13 protein-coding genes are annotated in these 15,271 nt (G+C 60.1%); 6 read left to right on the top strand and 7 right to left on the bottom strand.

Features of this window, described 5'->3' with window-relative positions; translation table 11 throughout:
* Window positions 1–43: 43 nt before the first annotated feature.
* Window positions 44–697 (bottom strand): TetR/AcrR family transcriptional regulator, encoded by a 654-nt coding sequence (locus EOS_RS13850; protein ID WP_047847246.1) that lies wholly within the window; start codon window positions 695–697, stop codon window positions 44–46.
* A 363-nt stretch (window positions 698–1,060) separates the two neighbouring features.
* Here EOS_RS13850 and EOS_RS13845 point away from each other — a divergent pair, with 363 nt between their 5' ends.
* Both EOS_RS13845 and EOS_RS13840 read left to right on the top strand, forming a co-directional pair.
* Window positions 1,061–2,251 (top strand): pyridoxal-phosphate-dependent aminotransferase family protein, encoded by a 1,191-nt coding sequence (locus EOS_RS13845; RefSeq protein WP_047847216.1) that lies wholly within the window; start codon window positions 1,061–1,063, stop codon window positions 2,249–2,251.
* 160 nt (window positions 2,252–2,411) lie between these two features.
* On the top strand, window positions 2,412–2,678 hold the full coding sequence (locus EOS_RS13840) for a hypothetical protein (RefSeq protein WP_047847215.1): 267 nt from the start codon (window positions 2,412–2,414) through the stop codon (window positions 2,676–2,678).
* Between the two features lie 87 nt (window positions 2,679–2,765).
* On the opposite strand, the gene EOS_RS13835 is transcribed toward EOS_RS13840, so the two are convergent.
* A complete protein-coding gene (locus EOS_RS13835) occupies window positions 2,766–3,707 on the bottom strand; it encodes a GlxA family transcriptional regulator (RefSeq protein ID WP_047847214.1) in 942 nt (313 codons plus the stop codon).
* A gap of 147 nt (window positions 3,708–3,854) precedes the next feature.
* On the opposite strand from EOS_RS13835, the gene EOS_RS13830 reads away from it, so the two are divergent.
* The 4 genes from EOS_RS13830 to EOS_RS13815 all read left to right on the top strand — a co-directional run bounded on the left by EOS_RS13830 (window position 3,855) and on the right by EOS_RS13815 (window position 9,581).
* Complete coding sequence (locus EOS_RS13830) at window positions 3,855–4,670, top strand: SDR family NAD(P)-dependent oxidoreductase (RefSeq protein ID WP_047847213.1); 816 nt, start codon at window positions 3,855–3,857, stop codon at window positions 4,668–4,670.
* Window positions 4,671–4,904: 234 nt separating this feature from the next.
* Window positions 4,905–7,046 carry a tetratricopeptide repeat protein gene (locus EOS_RS13825; RefSeq protein WP_047847212.1) on the top strand — a complete coding sequence of 714 codons (2,142 nt, stop codon included), beginning with the start codon at window positions 4,905–4,907 and terminating at the stop codon, window positions 7,044–7,046.
* 207 nt (window positions 7,047–7,253) lie between these two features.
* Window positions 7,254–7,913: a glutathione S-transferase family protein gene (locus EOS_RS13820; RefSeq protein WP_047847211.1), complete on the top strand. Its 660-nt coding sequence runs from the start codon at window positions 7,254–7,256 to the stop codon at window positions 7,911–7,913.
* A gap of 264 nt (window positions 7,914–8,177) precedes the next feature.
* A complete protein-coding gene (locus EOS_RS13815) occupies window positions 8,178–9,581 on the top strand; it encodes a methyl-accepting chemotaxis protein (RefSeq protein WP_047847210.1) in 1,404 nt (467 codons plus the stop codon).
* A 98-nt stretch (window positions 9,582–9,679) separates the two neighbouring features.
* Here EOS_RS13815 and EOS_RS13810 read toward each other — a convergent pair whose 3' ends face one another.
* The 5 genes from EOS_RS13810 to EOS_RS13790 all read right to left on the bottom strand — a co-directional run bounded on the left by EOS_RS13810 (window position 9,680) and on the right by EOS_RS13790 (window position 15,248).
* Window positions 9,680–11,188, bottom strand: coding sequence for an ArnT family glycosyltransferase (locus tag EOS_RS13810; RefSeq protein ID WP_047847209.1), 1,509 nt, complete (start codon window positions 11,186–11,188; stop codon window positions 9,680–9,682).
* A 199-nt stretch (window positions 11,189–11,387) separates the two neighbouring features.
* Window positions 11,388–12,539, bottom strand: coding sequence for a sensor histidine kinase (locus EOS_RS13805; protein ID WP_326972924.1), 1,152 nt, complete (start codon window positions 12,537–12,539; stop codon window positions 11,388–11,390).
* A gap of 371 nt (window positions 12,540–12,910) precedes the next feature.
* The gene (locus EOS_RS13800) at window positions 12,911–13,699 is read right to left on the bottom strand and encodes a response regulator transcription factor (protein ID WP_053063872.1); all 789 of its coding nucleotides are present in this window, start codon (window positions 13,697–13,699) and stop codon (window positions 12,911–12,913) included.
* 45 nt (window positions 13,700–13,744) lie between these two features.
* On the bottom strand, window positions 13,745–14,422 hold the full coding sequence (locus EOS_RS13795) for a response regulator transcription factor (RefSeq protein ID WP_047847207.1): 678 nt from the start codon (window positions 14,420–14,422) through the stop codon (window positions 13,745–13,747).
* 10 nt (window positions 14,423–14,432) lie between these two features.
* On the bottom strand, window positions 14,433–15,248 hold the full coding sequence (locus EOS_RS13790) for a MipA/OmpV family protein (RefSeq protein WP_047847206.1): 816 nt from the start codon (window positions 15,246–15,248) through the stop codon (window positions 14,433–14,435).
* Window positions 15,249–15,271 lie beyond the last annotated feature (23 nt).

Raw genomic sequence — 15,271 nt, 5'->3', positions numbered from 1 at the left:
ACCAGACGCCGGCGGCGCGAGACGGCGCCCGTCTGACAGTCCGTCATGGACCCACGAGACGAACTGGCGAGGCGCGTTCAATGTCCTGCATGCCGCGCCCGAACACCACCCGCGAGAAGAAGTGAGCCAGCACGGATTCCGCCAGTTCCGCCGTCACGTCCTGTGGATTGATCGTATAGAAGAAGCGCACGCCGTCGCACAACGCCATCAGCCCGAGCGCAAGTGTCTCGGCGGGCAACGGCACACCGGTGCGCACCGAACACTCGCGAATGTACGCAGTCAACTGCTCTAGCTTGTCACGCAGGAAGGCGGCGAAGATAATGCGGAACTTGGCATCGCGGGCCGCGAGCAACTGCGCCTCGACCCATAGCAGGAAGTTCTTATTGTCGCGGTATAAATGGCTGTAGAAGAGCAGCGCGCGGTCTTCGATATCCTCGGGTGTCGCGCCTTCTTCCATGATGCCGTGCAGCCCCGCCTGCATGGCTTTGTGATCGCGCTTGAGAAGTTCAAGGAGCAGTTCCTGCTTGCTGCGGAAATTCGAATAGAACGCGCCGCGTGTATAACCCGCGGCCTCCGCGATTTCTTCCACACTCCCCGCGACAAAACCCTTCTGTATGAAAATGATCTGCGCAGCATCGAGCAGTCGCTGGTGCGTCTGCTCACGGGCTTGCTCGCGAGTGAGTCGTTGGGGTTTCATGTCTTCATCCGGAAGCTCAACGCAACGTAGTGTGATCCAGCTTTCGCTTGAGCGCCCCGCCATGATGCCGCCAATCCAGAATTCTGTCTTCGCGGCCGTTGAGCACGTCGACTGGCAGGCGAAGGGTCGCATACTGGTTTTCCATTGCCGGGAGTCGAGGCGGACCAGACCAACAAGCGTTTAATTGCCTCAATGCGCTAGCCATTGATTCGCCAGGCAAGCGAATCGAAAGTGCATGCTCCAGCACGGCCCTGTAGAATCTTTTCACCATCAACTAGCCAGGCTTGCGATGACATTGACTGACGACAAAACTCAAGCGCGCCCACGCGCTAGCGGCCAACAACCGTTTCGAATCCTCGCCGCATGAACGACTCCACACGTTTGCCCGGCCATCGCTTTCTGCATTCGCCGGGTCCTAGCCGTGTGCCGGATGAAGTCCTGCACGCAATGAGCCGTCAGCCAATGGACCTGGCCGACCCGCGTCTGGATCGCTGTATTGCTGCCTGTGAAACCGGCCTGAAGCGCGTGTTGCAGACCGCGCAGTCGGACGTCTTTCTCTACGCTGCCAATGGACACGGTGCGTGGGAGGCGGTGATCGCGAACCTGATCGCTCCGGGTCAGGCAGTGCTGGTGGCGGGCACTGGCCACTTCTCGGAGTCGTGGGCGGTGCAGACCGAGGCAATGGGCGGCCGCGTGATTCGCACGCCCTGGGTCGAAGGCCGCCCGATCGATCCCGCGGATGTCGAAGCCGCACTTCGAGCCGACGCGGAACGCGAGATCGTCGCGGTTTTCATCGTTCACACGGACACGGCCAGCGGCATCACCAACGACCTGCCGGCGCTGCGTGCGGCGATCGACCGGGCCGACCATCCTGCGCTGTTCGTGGTCGACGTGGTTGCATCGCTTGCAGCCGCGCCGTTCGCGATGGACGCAACGCGCATCAATGTTGTTGTCGGCGCCAGTCAGAAGGCGTTGATGGTGCCGCCGGGACTTGCGTTCGTCGCAGTCGATGCGGCGGCCATGGAAGTGTCGCGCCGGAACACGGTGCCGCGTTTCTACTGGGACTGGCAGCGGCGGCAAAGTCCGCTGTCGTACCGCAAGTTCTGCGGCACGCCGCCGCAAAGCCTGCTGGCTGGGTTGGAGGCGTCGCTCGGACTGATCTTCCGTGAGGGCGTGACCGAGGTGCTCGAGCGCCATCGGCGTATTGCCGAAGCGGTGCACGCTGCGGTGGAATGTTGGAGCGAAGCGGGCGCATTGCGCTTCTTCTGCGAGGTGCCGGCGGCACGCTCGGTGTCGGTGACGACCATCGAGGTGAGCGCGGGCATTGATCCGGAAGCAATACGCAGCGTCGCGCGCGAGCGCTTCGAAGTCGCGATCGCCGGCGGTCTCGGGACGCTCGCGGGCCGCGCATTCCGTATCGGACATCTCGGCGACATGAACCCGGCAATGATTCTCGGATGCCTGGCTGGTGTCGAGGCTGCGATGACCGTGCAGGGTGTTCCGTTCGGCCGCGGCGGCGTGGAGCGCGCGATCGCACGTCTGGCTGCGGATTGAAGACTTAGTTGGTCCAGTGAGCGCTTTCTTCGGGCCTTGAGTGCCCGAAGAAAGCCATGCGCAACTGCGCCCGAAAAAGACTTGATCGAAGTGTGTTCTTCCGAACCGCCAAAGGGACACCGCGTTGCTATAAAACGTGGGCGAACTCGGGGAGAACAACATGACAGAAGAACAAGCACGCGGCATTCTTGCCGCGAAAACGGCTGCTCGCGATTATGTCCTTCGACGGCTTATCGAAGACAAGACCTGTGAGCTTCAAGCTAGCCCGGCTATGGCTGCGAAGATTGTCCGCGATGGTTTCGACGGCCTTGCCAGATTAACCAATGCTCAATTGGCCAAGGCTGCGCACGACGCGGGGATTTCAGGGAATGACCAGCACGTGCTGAACATGACGACCGTGCTCGCACAGTTGGCGCCGGCAACATAATCCCGGCTGAGGCGCGATCAACCTGTGTTGATCCAGCAAGCGTGTTTGAAGGGCTCCTTAAGGAACGCCACACGAAAGAGGCAGCTCCTAAACCAACTGCGATTCCGTCATACGCCTCATCGCTTGCGGCGATTGTCCGAACGCACGCAGGAAGGCGCGCCGCATCCGTTCACGATCGCCGAAACCACTCTCTTTCGCGACTACATCGACTGAATGCCGTCCCGCTTCCATCATCAGGCGAGCGGCCTCCACACGCAGATTTTCAATGGCACGGGCGGGCGACTGCCCGGTTTCGTCGGTGAAAATCCGGCTGAACTGGCGCGGACTGAGATGGGCAACTTCCGCCAGCTCTTCAACCGACAGCTTCGCGGTCAGATTGGACTTTGCATAAGCAAGCGCGGTCTGCACCCGATCCGACTTCGCATCGAGTTCGAGCAGCGCGGAGTACTGCGACTGGCCCCCGGCGCGGCGATGATAGACCACCAGTTTTTTCGCCACGAGCCGCGCCGTGTCCGTGCCCAGGTCTTTCTCCACAAGCGCCAGCGCGAGGTCGATGCTGGCGCTCGCACCGGCGGACGTCCAGATCGGTCCATCGACAATGAAAATCCGGTCCTCTTCCATCTTCACCAGCGGATACGCGCGTTGAAGCGTGCGTGCGTAGTACCAGTGCGTGGTGGCGCGGCGGCCGTCGAGCAAACCCGCCTCGGCCAGGACAAACGCACCCGTGCAGGTGGCGGCGATGCGCTGCGAGGTTTTTAGCGCGTCGCGAAGAAACGCCGCCACGCCGGCCGAATGCGGCGTGCCCGTGTTGTCGCCGGCAACAATCAGGGTATGGAATTTACTGTCCTTGAAGCTGACGGTCTCGATGCCGAAACCCAGCGACGAGCGCACGGAACCGCCGTGCTCCGACACTAACCGCACCTCGTACGCGGGTTCCCCGACCGTTGCGTTGGCGAACTCGAACACCGTCGAGACCGCCAGCCCCAGCACCTGAAAGTCTGGATAAACAATGATTCCGACCGTTTTCATATCGCCTCCCGCGGCGCCGGAAACGTCAATCCGGCGCATGTCCTAAAAAGTGGTATCTACGTCATTGAGGACATGATCGCACACTTCTACTATTCCGTTCACACACCGGCGCTTCAGCCGGATCACTTGAAAAACTGGAGAACGGAAATGAGCAATGTAACGAACAAAGGTACGGCCCTGGTGACTGGCGCTTCGACGGGCATTGGCGCGGATTACGCCAAGCGGCTTGCGGAGCGCGGCTATGACGTCATCCTGGTAGCGCGCAATCGCGACCGTCTGAACGCCCTCGCAACGAAGCTGACAACCGCCACCGGCCGGAATTTCGAGGTTGTTGTCGCGGACTTGGGGACACCCGAAGGCGTGCGTCAGGTGGAAGACGTCCTGCGCAACGATTCCAGCATCACAATGCTTGTGAACAACGCCGGCGTGGGCGCGACGGCGCCGCTGGTGGATTCGGACATCGAAAAAATGGACGCGATGATCACGCTCAACGTGGTTGCGCTGACGCATTTGACGAAGGCCGTTGTACCGGGTTTCGTCGCACGTGGTGGCGGCACGATCGTGAACATTTCGTCGATCGTCGCGGTGTCGCCGGAGACGCTGAACGGCGTGTATGGCGGCAGCAAGGCGTTCGTGCTTGCGTTGACCCAGTCGTTGCACCATGAACTCGGCGCCAAGGGCGTGCGGGTCCAGGCAGTGTTGCCGGGCGCGACCAGCACGGAGTTCTGGGACGTTGCGGGCACGCCGGTGAGCTACCTGCCGGAAAGTATTGTCATGACATCGCAAGACATGGTTGACGCTGCCCTTGCCGGCCTCGACCAGGGTGAACTGGTGACGATTCCGTCGTTGCCGGAAGCTGCCGACTGGAATGCGTTTGAAGCGGCGCGGCAGGCATTGGCGCCTAACTTGTCGCATCGGTTGCCGGCGGCGCGTTATGGCGTAACGAACCACGCCAAGCGTTAAGCGCATTTGTAAGGTTTAACCCGTTCGCCGCGGCTAGTGCGTCATTGCACTAGCCGCGGCGATTTTGTTCGCTCGTCCAAACGCTCTAGAGCGTCCCCATCCTTCGAATAGCGCGGAGCTATCCGCTCATTTCCCGCCGTCACGCCGATAGCAATTATCGTAACCTTCGTGACGGGCGCTTCTCTCTTTAGCACCCGACCCGAAACCGCAGGCCTTAGCTTCGACAATCGACCCATGACCTCTGTACCGACGCCCGCGCCTTCCAGCATGGACTGCTACCAGTCGGCGGCTTCGTTATGCCTCGCCGGGCAGTATGCGCAAGCGTTGTCGATGGTGCAGCCGACGCTTGAAGCGCGTTGGGCCTTAAGCGGCGGCGTGCTGGCGGAGGCCTTGAATATCGCGGCGGTCTGTTCGCTCGGCTTGAACCAATTGGCGGACGCGGAAGCGTATTGGCGGCAGGCCATCGAGGCCAAGCCCGATTACGTCGATGCCTACAATAATCTCGGCATGCTGCTCAAGGGACTCTCCCGTCTTCCGGAAGCAGAGGCGACCTACCGGCAACTGCTTGGCATCCGCCCCGAGCTTGCCGAGGCCAATAACAACCTTGGCGCGGTGCTCTACGACCTCGGCCGCTTGCCCGACGCGGAGGCCGCGTACCGGCAAGCGCTTGCTATCCGCGCGGATTACTCGCAGGCCCACTACAACCTGGGCATCGTGCTTTATGACCTCGGCCGTCTGCATGAGGCGGAGAGTGCTTATCGGCAAGCGCTGGCAACGTCACCCGACGCTGGGGCTTACAACAACCTCGGCAACGTGCTCAACGCGCTCGGCCGACTGCCGGAAGCCGAGGCCGCGTACCGCCAGGCGCTGCTCATCCGCCCTCAGCACGCTGAAGCGCTCAACAACCTGGGAACCGTGCTCAAGGAACTAGGCCGTCTGCCCGAGGCCGAGCTGGCTTGCCGGATGGCACTGACTATTCGTCCCGACTACGCGGAAGCTCACCTCAACCTGGGTGCGTTGATGGGCGCTTTGCAACGGCTTCCCGAAGCCGAGATGTCTTATCGTCAGGCGCTTGCAATCCGTCCCGACTACGCGGAGGCCCACTACAACCTGGGTATCGTGCTGCACACGCTCGACCGGCTGTCCGAGGCCGAGGCGGCCTACCGGCAAGCGCTGCTGATGCGCCCCGACATCGTCGAAGCCCGCAATAACCTTGGCAATGTGCTCTGGGCGCAGCGTCGCTTGCCTGATGCCGTGGCGGCTTACCGGCAAGCGCTACTCATTCGCCCCGATCTCGCCGAAAGCCACCACAACCTTGGCAACGTGCTTAAGGAACTCAACCATCTACCCGAGTCCGAGGCGGCTTACCGGCGAGCACTCGCTATCCGCGCCGACTATCACGACGCGAAAGTCAGTCTTGCAACGCTGCTGCTCAGCACCGGCGAGTTCGAAGAGGGATGGCGGCTTTACGACTCGCGTTATGACCAGCCAGGATTTATTCATCACCAGACGCAGTCCACGCTACCTTGTCCACGGTGGCGGGGTGAAGCGCTTGCGGGCAAGTCGCTGCTGGTCTGGCAAGAAGATGGCCTCGGCGACATGGTCCACTTCGGCCGCTATTTTCCGTTGCTCAAGGCACAAGGAGCCGCGCATATCGCGTTTGCCTGCGCGCCTGCATTGCACAGGATGTTCGCCGCTGTCGATGGTGTCGATGCGGTACTCGACCACGAGACAGCGCTGGCCCGGGCACGCGAATACGACTGCTGGACAAGTCCGATGAGCGTGCCGCTGCATCTGCGCACAACCGCGAACACGATTCCCGATGCCGTCCAGTTAAGGCCCGACCCGTCGCTCGTCGATCATTGGCGCGCGCGACTTGCAACGCTCCCACCCGGGCGCAAAATCGGGCTGGTCTGGAAGGGCAATCCTAAACATCACAACGATGCCAACCGGTCGATGCCGTCGCTGGCTACGCTCGCGCCGCTCTGGAGCGTGCCGGGTGTCAGCTTCGTGAGTCTCCAGAAAGGACAGGGCGAAGACGAGGGGCAGTCGTCGCCAGCCGCTCAGCCGCTGCTGCATCTCGGGACGGAATTGACCGATTTCGCCGATACCGCCGCTATCATCGGCGAGCTCGATCTGATGATCTGCGTCGACACGTCCGCAGCGCACGTGGCTGCGTCGCTGGGCAAGCCGACTTGGGTGCTGTTGCCGCGAGATGACATCGATTGGCGCTGGATGCGCGAGCGGGAAGACTCACCCTGGTATCCGCAGACGCTGCGCCTGTTCCGGCAATCCGCGGACGAGGGCTGGTCCACGGCCGTCGAGCGGGTACGGCAAGCGTGTGTCGAGGAATTCTCAAACCCCTTGCACGCGTGACGACGCGCGCCGCTTAGGGCATTCGTTTTGCGTCCCCATCTGCACCTGCGGTCTGAAATGGTTTTGTAAAGAAGGCCGCTTGTGTGAGGCCGTTGAATAAATGTTTCCGGATCGATGTCGATTTCCGCCGGCCTTGTTCGTCGTCAGGTAAAGCAGCTTTTTAGCCGCCGTTGCTTAGCAACATGCCTTTCCACCCGAGGTGATCCGATGACATTAAAACTCTACGCGCATCCTTTTTCGTCGTACTGCCAGAAGGTTCTGGTCGCGCTGTACGAAAACCGCACGCCGTTCGAATTTCGCGCGTTGTCGCATGAGAACCCGCAGGTCATGGAGGAGCTCGTAGCGCTCTGGCCAATGAAGCGTTTCCCCGTGCTGGTTGACGCGGGGCGCACTGTGGTCGAAGCGAGCATCATCATCGAGCACCTTGGCTTGTATCATCCGGGGCCCACGCATCTGCTGCCTGAGGATGCCCGTACCGCGTTGGAAGTTCGCTGCATGGACCGCTTCTTCGACAACTACCTCTCGACGCCGCAGCAGAAGATCGTGGCCGACAGTTTGCGGCCGGAAACGGAGCGAGACCCACGAGGTGTCGCCGATGCCCGCGCGATGCTCGACACTGCTTACGGCTGGCTCAACGGGATCATGGCGGACCGCGAATGGGCCGCTGGCGATGACTTCAGCCTGGCCGATTGCGGCGCTGCACCGTTCCTGTTTTATGCGGACTGGACGCATCGCATAGGCTCGGCGTTTCCGCACGTGATCGCGTACCGGCAACGGCTGCTGGCCCGTCCGTCATTTGCACGTGCCGTTGACGAGGCGCGTCCGTATCGGCCGCTGTTTCCGTTGGGCGCGCCCGATCGCGATTGATTTGCTGGCCGCTGGCGGCTTCGGCTACTGACAATTACCGATGGCAAATCGTGCCGCTGCCGGATGCCTGTCTGTGTCGGTTCGAACCGACAACACAGCCCGCACGCCGGTCAAACGCGATATCTCGCATGGGTTCCTTCGCCACCCTTTAGTTTTTGCTGCAATCGGACGTTATACCGGAGGACGTCGCGCGGAATTCGCGGGCCCGGCATGTCGAGACAGAATCGGGGAATTCCACGCAAATTAAAATACCGGAGGCGAGGGATGACGGGTTTCGGATTCGGGCAACGCGGGCGCACGCTGGTGGCGGTCGCCAAGATTGCAGAGCACGCGGGCAAGCTGGGAATTGAGATCTGCGATGTGTCGGGACACGTGGAGGAAGTCGCTGCCCGCGCCACGCGTCAGACCGATCTATGCCACGGTCTGCAGCGTTCCGCGACATCGACCATGGAAGGCAACCAGCGGATTGCTGCTGCGGCGCGTCAGATGCGGATTGTGGCGGACCAGGCCGCGTCCGATGTCAGCCAGTCCCAGGAAACCGTCAGGGTTTCGCTGGCGGACATCCATAGCCTGGTCGACAGTGTCTCGGTGATGGCAGCCGAGATCGAAACCTTGCGAGAGTCATTAAACGGCGTCAGCAAGATTTCCGAAGAAATCTCGATCATCGCGCGCCAGACCAACTTGCTGGCCTTGAATGCCGCGATAGAAGCGGCCCGTGCAGGCGAATCCGGCAAGAGCTTCGCCGTGGTCGCAGCCGAGGTGAAGGCGCTGTCCGCCAAGACCGCCCAGGCGACCTCGGAAATCGGGGCGACACTCACCAGATTATCGGGCCAGGCCGACTTGCTGATAGCCGAAGGCTCCGCCAGCGCCATGCGCGCGCAACGCGTCAAAGAGGGCACGCACGCGATCGGCGAAGTCGTGTCGAATACGGGGAAAGCGATTACGGAACTCAGCGTCGAAGCCGAGCAAATCGCGCTGCAGACCGAAGCTATCGACCAGCAATGCAGCGGACTGGAGTCGCAAGTGTCTGAAATGGTCGCGGGCGTCGAACAGTCAAGCGCCAGCTTCACGAAGGCGCGCGATCAGTTGAGCAAGCTGCTGGGCGTGTCCGAAACCTTGATCGAACTGACGGCCGAAGCCGGGATAGAAACGCCCGATACGCCGTTTATCGAAGCGGTCATGGCCGCCTCGCAAAAGATCGGCCGCGCGTTCGAGCACGCTATCTCGCGCGGCGAGATCTCGGCAGCGGACCTTTTCGATCATGCTTATAACCCGATTGCCGGGACCAATCCCGAGCAATTCACTACCCGTTATATTCAGTTTACCGACCGCGTATTACCCGAGATCCAGGAGCCTTTGCTGGCGCTGGATAAACGCGTGGTGTTCTGCGCCGCGGTCGATACCAAGGGTTACTTGCCCACGCACAACAAGAAGTTCTCCCACTCTCAAGGCGCCGATCCTGTCTGGAATGCCGCCAACGCACGTAACCGGCGCATCTTCAACGACCGGACCGGTTTGGCTTCGGCGTCCCATACCAAGCCGTTCTTGCTGCAAACGTATCGACGCGACATGGGCGCCGGGCAATACGCGCTGATGAAAGACGTGTCCGCGCCAATCATGGTTGCAGGCCGTCATTGGGGCGGATTGCGCCTCGCTTATAGCGTCTGATCTGATCGAGCTTGGCGATATCCTCGAACGTATTGCAGATTATCCGGGACCGGATGCTACGGACCAATGATGGCGGCCACCGGAATTTTTCGGTTTGCTTACTCTGGTTTGGCTTCGACAGAGCTCAAGCGTAGATCACCGGGTCGTCGAGTTTCATCGTGGACAAGAGGCACGGTTGTCCTCGACGGTCCTTTTACGGCCGGCTGCGATCCGGACGTGGCGCAATCTCGTCCGCTACACACCAGATAAACGTGGTCCCCACCGAGCCAGTAGTCGCGCACCAGCGTTCTACCTGCAGCGTCGGCGTGACGTGTAATGATCCAGCCATCTCGTGATTCAGCGAGGGGAAACGTAATTGGAGCTGCCGGCCATCGCATTTGGTCGATGTTTGCCGCGATAGTCAGTCCGGCGCTAGAGGGGTCATCGATGTAGAGCGGAGCATCGTGTGTCGCGTAAAGAATATCCTTGGCGACCGCAGCTGCGTCCCCGCGGTATCTGACCTCGTAGGCCGGGAAAGCCCAGACCATTGCAATGTATTTAAGGACGATGGCAACCGAGATGCACCCCACCGCAACACGAAGCGTTCGCAGGTCGATCCGGCTCAGGTAACCACCAAGACAGAACGCGATCATTGGGTAGATCGGCAGGATGTATCGAATGCTGCTTGAGGGCGCGAGCCAGTACGGCAAGAAGTTAAGCAACGTTGCCCACGCGATCGTGCCCTCCCATTGATTCGCGGCCGGTTGCGGAGTGGACCGTTGACGGACGTATGTATAAATGACGATGAGCGAGACAGGCAAAAACCGGCAAAAGGTTTCAAGCGGGAACGTGACGACCTGCGACAGCCACTCGAACAGGCTGTCGGGACGCAGCTTGTTGGCTATGTCGGCCACCATCAATGCGCCTTGGGCACCTACTGCAGCGGTATGGTTGAAGCTATACCAGACGATCGGCACGGCAATCGCAAGCGCATAAGACAAAAGCGCTGCAGGCTTGATTAACGTCAGGCGGGCTTCCCGGTGGCGCACATAAACCACTAGCCAGACGATCGCAACAAAAACGTAGGCCGTAAGCGCCTTGGTCAGGAAAGCGGCAATCGTAAACAACGACGCAGCTATCAATAGCGCGACGTTTTGCCTGCGAGCGGCAAGCAGAACGCAACTCATGGCGGCGAATGTCAGCAAGCCAAAAAGCGGATCGGCATAAGCGAGCCACCCGTGATAGAGAAGCGCGTCAGAGCTCAAGAACGCGAGGACAGCCAGCCACGTATGACGGCGGTCGATACCCAGGTATTGTCCCAGGCCAAAAAGCGCTGCGCCGGTCAGAATGGTCGACACAGCCGTAACAATCCGGCTCGCAATCAGAACGTGTGGCACGCCAAGGAGTTCGGCAAGGGGGAGCATTATCCAGTTCAGGAACGGTGGACGCCCATACACCGCACCGTAGATCAGCGGATTGGATAAGTCATGCGCATGCCACATCTCGAGCGTCGAGATGGTGTATACCGCCTCTTCCCCGATGTAGGGCAAGAATAGTCCGGGTATGAAACTCAAGGCGGCCGCTACAACCAGCCAACGCCACAGGGCTGGTGTTTCCCAACGCTTCATTGTTTATCCTTCAAAAATTCGAGTCTGAATTCACATCGGGAAGCATGCGTACTACCGGCACGCAGGGATGCTGGCGGACAGTGAGTACCACAAAGAACCTATGCGGTCGCCCTGATCGCAAAGCCGGATAGAATATAAAAAGGATTGCTAATAACAAATTCTGGAGCCGAACATCACCCGGGTTTTCATATGAGACCAGCTAAAACCACACAATAAATTGAGTTCCCGAGGTCAACCTTCTAACGGTAAGCCGCCACTCATGAGCCAGCGCTATCTCGCGGCAGATGGCTAGTCCCAATCCGGCCCCGTCGTGGCGGGCGTCGGGAGCACGCCAGAATCGCTCGAACAAAAATGGCAGATACTCGGGATTGACGCCTGAGCCTTCGTCCTGGATCCGAATGGTTCTGTCATCGACCAGGACCATGACAGATCCGAGGGGCGGCGTGGCGTTGATCGCGTTCTCAACAATATTTTTTAACAGGATAAAGAGGGCGCTTCTGTCAGCGCGCATTGTTTCTGGAACGATGGGCGCGTCGACATGCAGTTTCACCTGCTTTTTATCCGCCTTGCGGGCAAGGTAGCCCACTACGTCTTCCGCGACAGCGACCCTGTCCACGTCGGAAAAATTGAAGTTTTGCGATTCGCTGACCTCGGCGAGATGCAGCAATTGCCGAACCTGCCGCGCCATCAAATCGATTTCGCGGAACAGCAGCTCCTTGTTCTCGATCTCCGGCTGCAGCTCGATCTGGCCTCTGATCAAAGTCAGCGGTGTCTGGAGTTCGTGTGCGGCAGAAGCGAGAAATTGCTGTTGCACGGCAAAACCGTTCTCCAGTCGCGCAAGCGCTTCATTAAATGCGGTGAGAAGAGGTTTGATCTCGCTTGGCAGGCCCACGACCGACAAGCGGGTCTGGAGGTTCTGAGGCGTGATCGATGCGGCAGCACTCGACGCCTCCCTGAGAGGCCGTAGCACCCGGCGTACGGTAAATGTCAGCGTCAGACCAAAGATGATGGTCGCGATCAAAAGCGTATATCCGACAATCTCCGGAATCGGCTCGATCTTTTCGCCAAGAGCCGCCCGGTTAAAGGCTTCGCTGGCCGCGCTTTGTACGAAGAACCACGCCTGCCCATGGCGGATCTCCAGTGTTACCACGTCGAACTTTCTGCCCGCTATTGTTGCGTGCCTCATCGTGCCGACAGCGGAGGCGAGGTCTCCGACATCCCACGGATCGTCGTTACGTGCGCCTCGCGACGCAAGCACGACTTGCCCCGATTCATCCAGCACCCGATATAAAAGCTCGGTCGGCGCTGCATCGAAAAGCCAGGTGGTCTGCTCGTTGACCTTGATCGACACAGGGCGGCCGGATTCGTCGAAGTTCAGGCCCGCAGCAACCCGTTGGGCCATTCTCAGGCTTTCGTCGCTCCGGAATCGCTCGGGCGGCAAGTGATTGAATCCATAAAGCACGATCGCGGCAATGACGGTAAGACTTGCCGCCAGGGCGGCAACGCTGGTGATCCACAAGCGCGCGGACAGGCTTCTAATCCAGTAGTGGAACATGATTGCTATCCGTATCTGTCAACGGCTGCTGCGAAAGGAAAGCCATGCGTTTGTAGCCTGCACACGCTGTTCATCCACACGGGAAAGCCAGTTACATTTTCTATGTTGCCGATTACCCTTGCGGCGGGTTTCGCACGTTGGGTCAGACGAATGACCGCGGCCAGATATCACCTGACGCCGCCTTGCATCGACGTCCGCGGAGGCAGCGCATTTGCACGGCCGTTTTCGAATGCGCTGCGATGCGATCGCGTCGGATCGAGATTAAACGCATAGCCTTTTCCGCGCACGGTTTCTATGATCTCGCAGGCGCCGGCCGCCCGTTTGATCCGCATGCGCAGGCGATGCACCCAGACACCCACGTTCCCTTGCGCGTCCGGCGTGTCAGCCGAAATGCGCTGGACAATGGCAGCCTTGGTAAAAACCCGTCCTGGCGCCGTGACGAGCAGAGCGAGGATTGCGTATTCGTTCTGCGTAAGCGGGACCGGTTCTCCATGATAAGTGAGACTGCGCCACGCAAAATCCAGTCTGAACCCGTCAAATTCATACGGCGCTCGCCAGACCGGATCCTGAAGACGGTGACGTTGAACCCGCCTGAGTACATTTCGAATCCTGACCAGTACCTCTTGCACGTTGAAGGGCTTCGAGATGAAATCGTCAGCGCCGCATTCAAGTGCAATGATGCGCTCTGTCTCGTCGCCCTGCTCGCCAAGCATGATGATCGGCAAGTCGTCCTGAGTCGTGCGAAGAGCCTGTAGTGCTTGTAGTGCCGGGAGACCATCTCCGCTGGACGCACCACCGGCCATGACCATCAGCGTGGGCCGCTCTGCTTCTATGCGCCGGACAACCTTGCTGGCGTCGTACAAGACCGCGACGTCGTAGCCGCTTGCCTGCAAGGTGGTGCGCAGCGCATCGCGGCAGCTTGCGTCACCTTCAACCACAAGGATAAGTTGCTTCATAGAGTCCTCACATCGTGGATCAGGGAGCTCACGCGTGCAAATCAGTCAGTCCAGCTTTTGCAGCGCAAAGCCCGCGCCCCGGACGTTAGCAAGACGCGCGGTGGCATTGATCGCCAGCAGCTTCTTGCGCAAACGGTGAATGGTCACCTCAAGCGCGTTCGGCGTGACAGCTTCCCCTAATCCCCAGGCGGCGTGTTCCAGTGTCGAATGCCGGACGGTCTGGCCAGCCGCCTTGAGCAGGGTCAACATGATCTGCAGTTCGGTTGGCGCAAGCATGACCGCCTGGTCGCCGCAGCGCATGGCGCGTTGCTGCGGGTCGACGGCGATGTCCGCGAAACTCTGAACCAGCGTCGTGAGTTCGACCGGCCGCCGCATCAGCGTGCGCACACGCGCGACCAGTTCACTCATGGCGAACGGTTTGGTGACGTAGTCGTCCGCACCGGTTTCCAGGCCGTCGATCCGGTCATGTAACGCATCCCGCGCGGTCAGCATCAGGCACGGCATCATCCGCCCGGCTTCACGCAGCTTGCGCAGGAACGCTAGCCCGTCGCCGTCGGGCAACCCACGGTCGAGGATCAGGACCGCGTAGTTCGCCTGGCTGATGCCGTAGTGGGCCTCCGATAGATTGCTGAAGATATCGGTTTCGATTCCTGCGCCTGACAACGCTTGCCGGATCATCCCCGCCAAACGTGCATGGTCTTCGACCAGTGCGACTCGCGACATGGAGCGGTGCTCACTTGAATTGATAGAGATAACCGAGCCTGACCTCGGGAACATACCGCTTGCCGACCAGCGGGCTGTCGGTGATCCCGCTGCTCAGGTGCTTGACGCCAACGTCGAAGGTCACGAGCTGATGGGGCGTGAAGCGATAGTCGAACTTGGCCCCAACCGACACATTGTAGGACGCTTTCCCCGTGTAAGCGGGCCGCCCCGCCTTCACTTCCGACGACCTCACGCCATAGTAGTAGTCGACGTATTTGCTGCTGAGCCATTCGGCGCCTACATGCGGCTCGATTGAAAAGCTGCCGTATTCAAGGGCCTTCCCAAACTCGACACTTGCTTTCTGTCCCTTGTTCCCACCCGTCAGGAAGTCGCCCGACAGGGTGCCATAGCCGGAATGCCAGGTAAGTGCCGGGCCGAACCAGAACGCGCCGTTACGGTTTTGCATGCCATTCAGGATCGGCGCATCCGAGCCCTTGTACCCGTCGCCCAGTGCGTATTCGCCGCGAAGTGCGAACAGCACGTTGCTCCACTTGCCGATCTTCAGGTCGAGCTTGTTGCCGAGCACGTGTACCCACTTGTCGTCGAAGTAGATCAGCGGAATGGGAGAAACTTTTGATCCGTAGCCCTTATAGGGCGACTGCTCAAGGCCGACACCGGCACCGAGGCCCCAATGCGTGACGTTGGTCGCATTGCTCAGAACCGTGAACCCTGCGTCGTCTGAATCGCCCGGATCTGCCGTGCCTTCTGCCCAAACCGCCCCCGAATGCAGCATGACCGATGCGACCGTTAGCAGCAGTTGGTTCCTACGGCGAAGAAGTTTTCTCACAGTTGTGCCTTTGAAGAGAGGGG

The sequence above is a fragment of the Caballeronia mineralivorans PML1(12) genome (assembly GCF_001028175.1).
In the GTDB taxonomy this organism is placed as follows: domain Bacteria; phylum Pseudomonadota; class Gammaproteobacteria; order Burkholderiales; family Burkholderiaceae; genus Caballeronia; species Caballeronia mineralivorans.
This window is presented reverse-complemented; position numbering and strand designations above follow the sequence as displayed.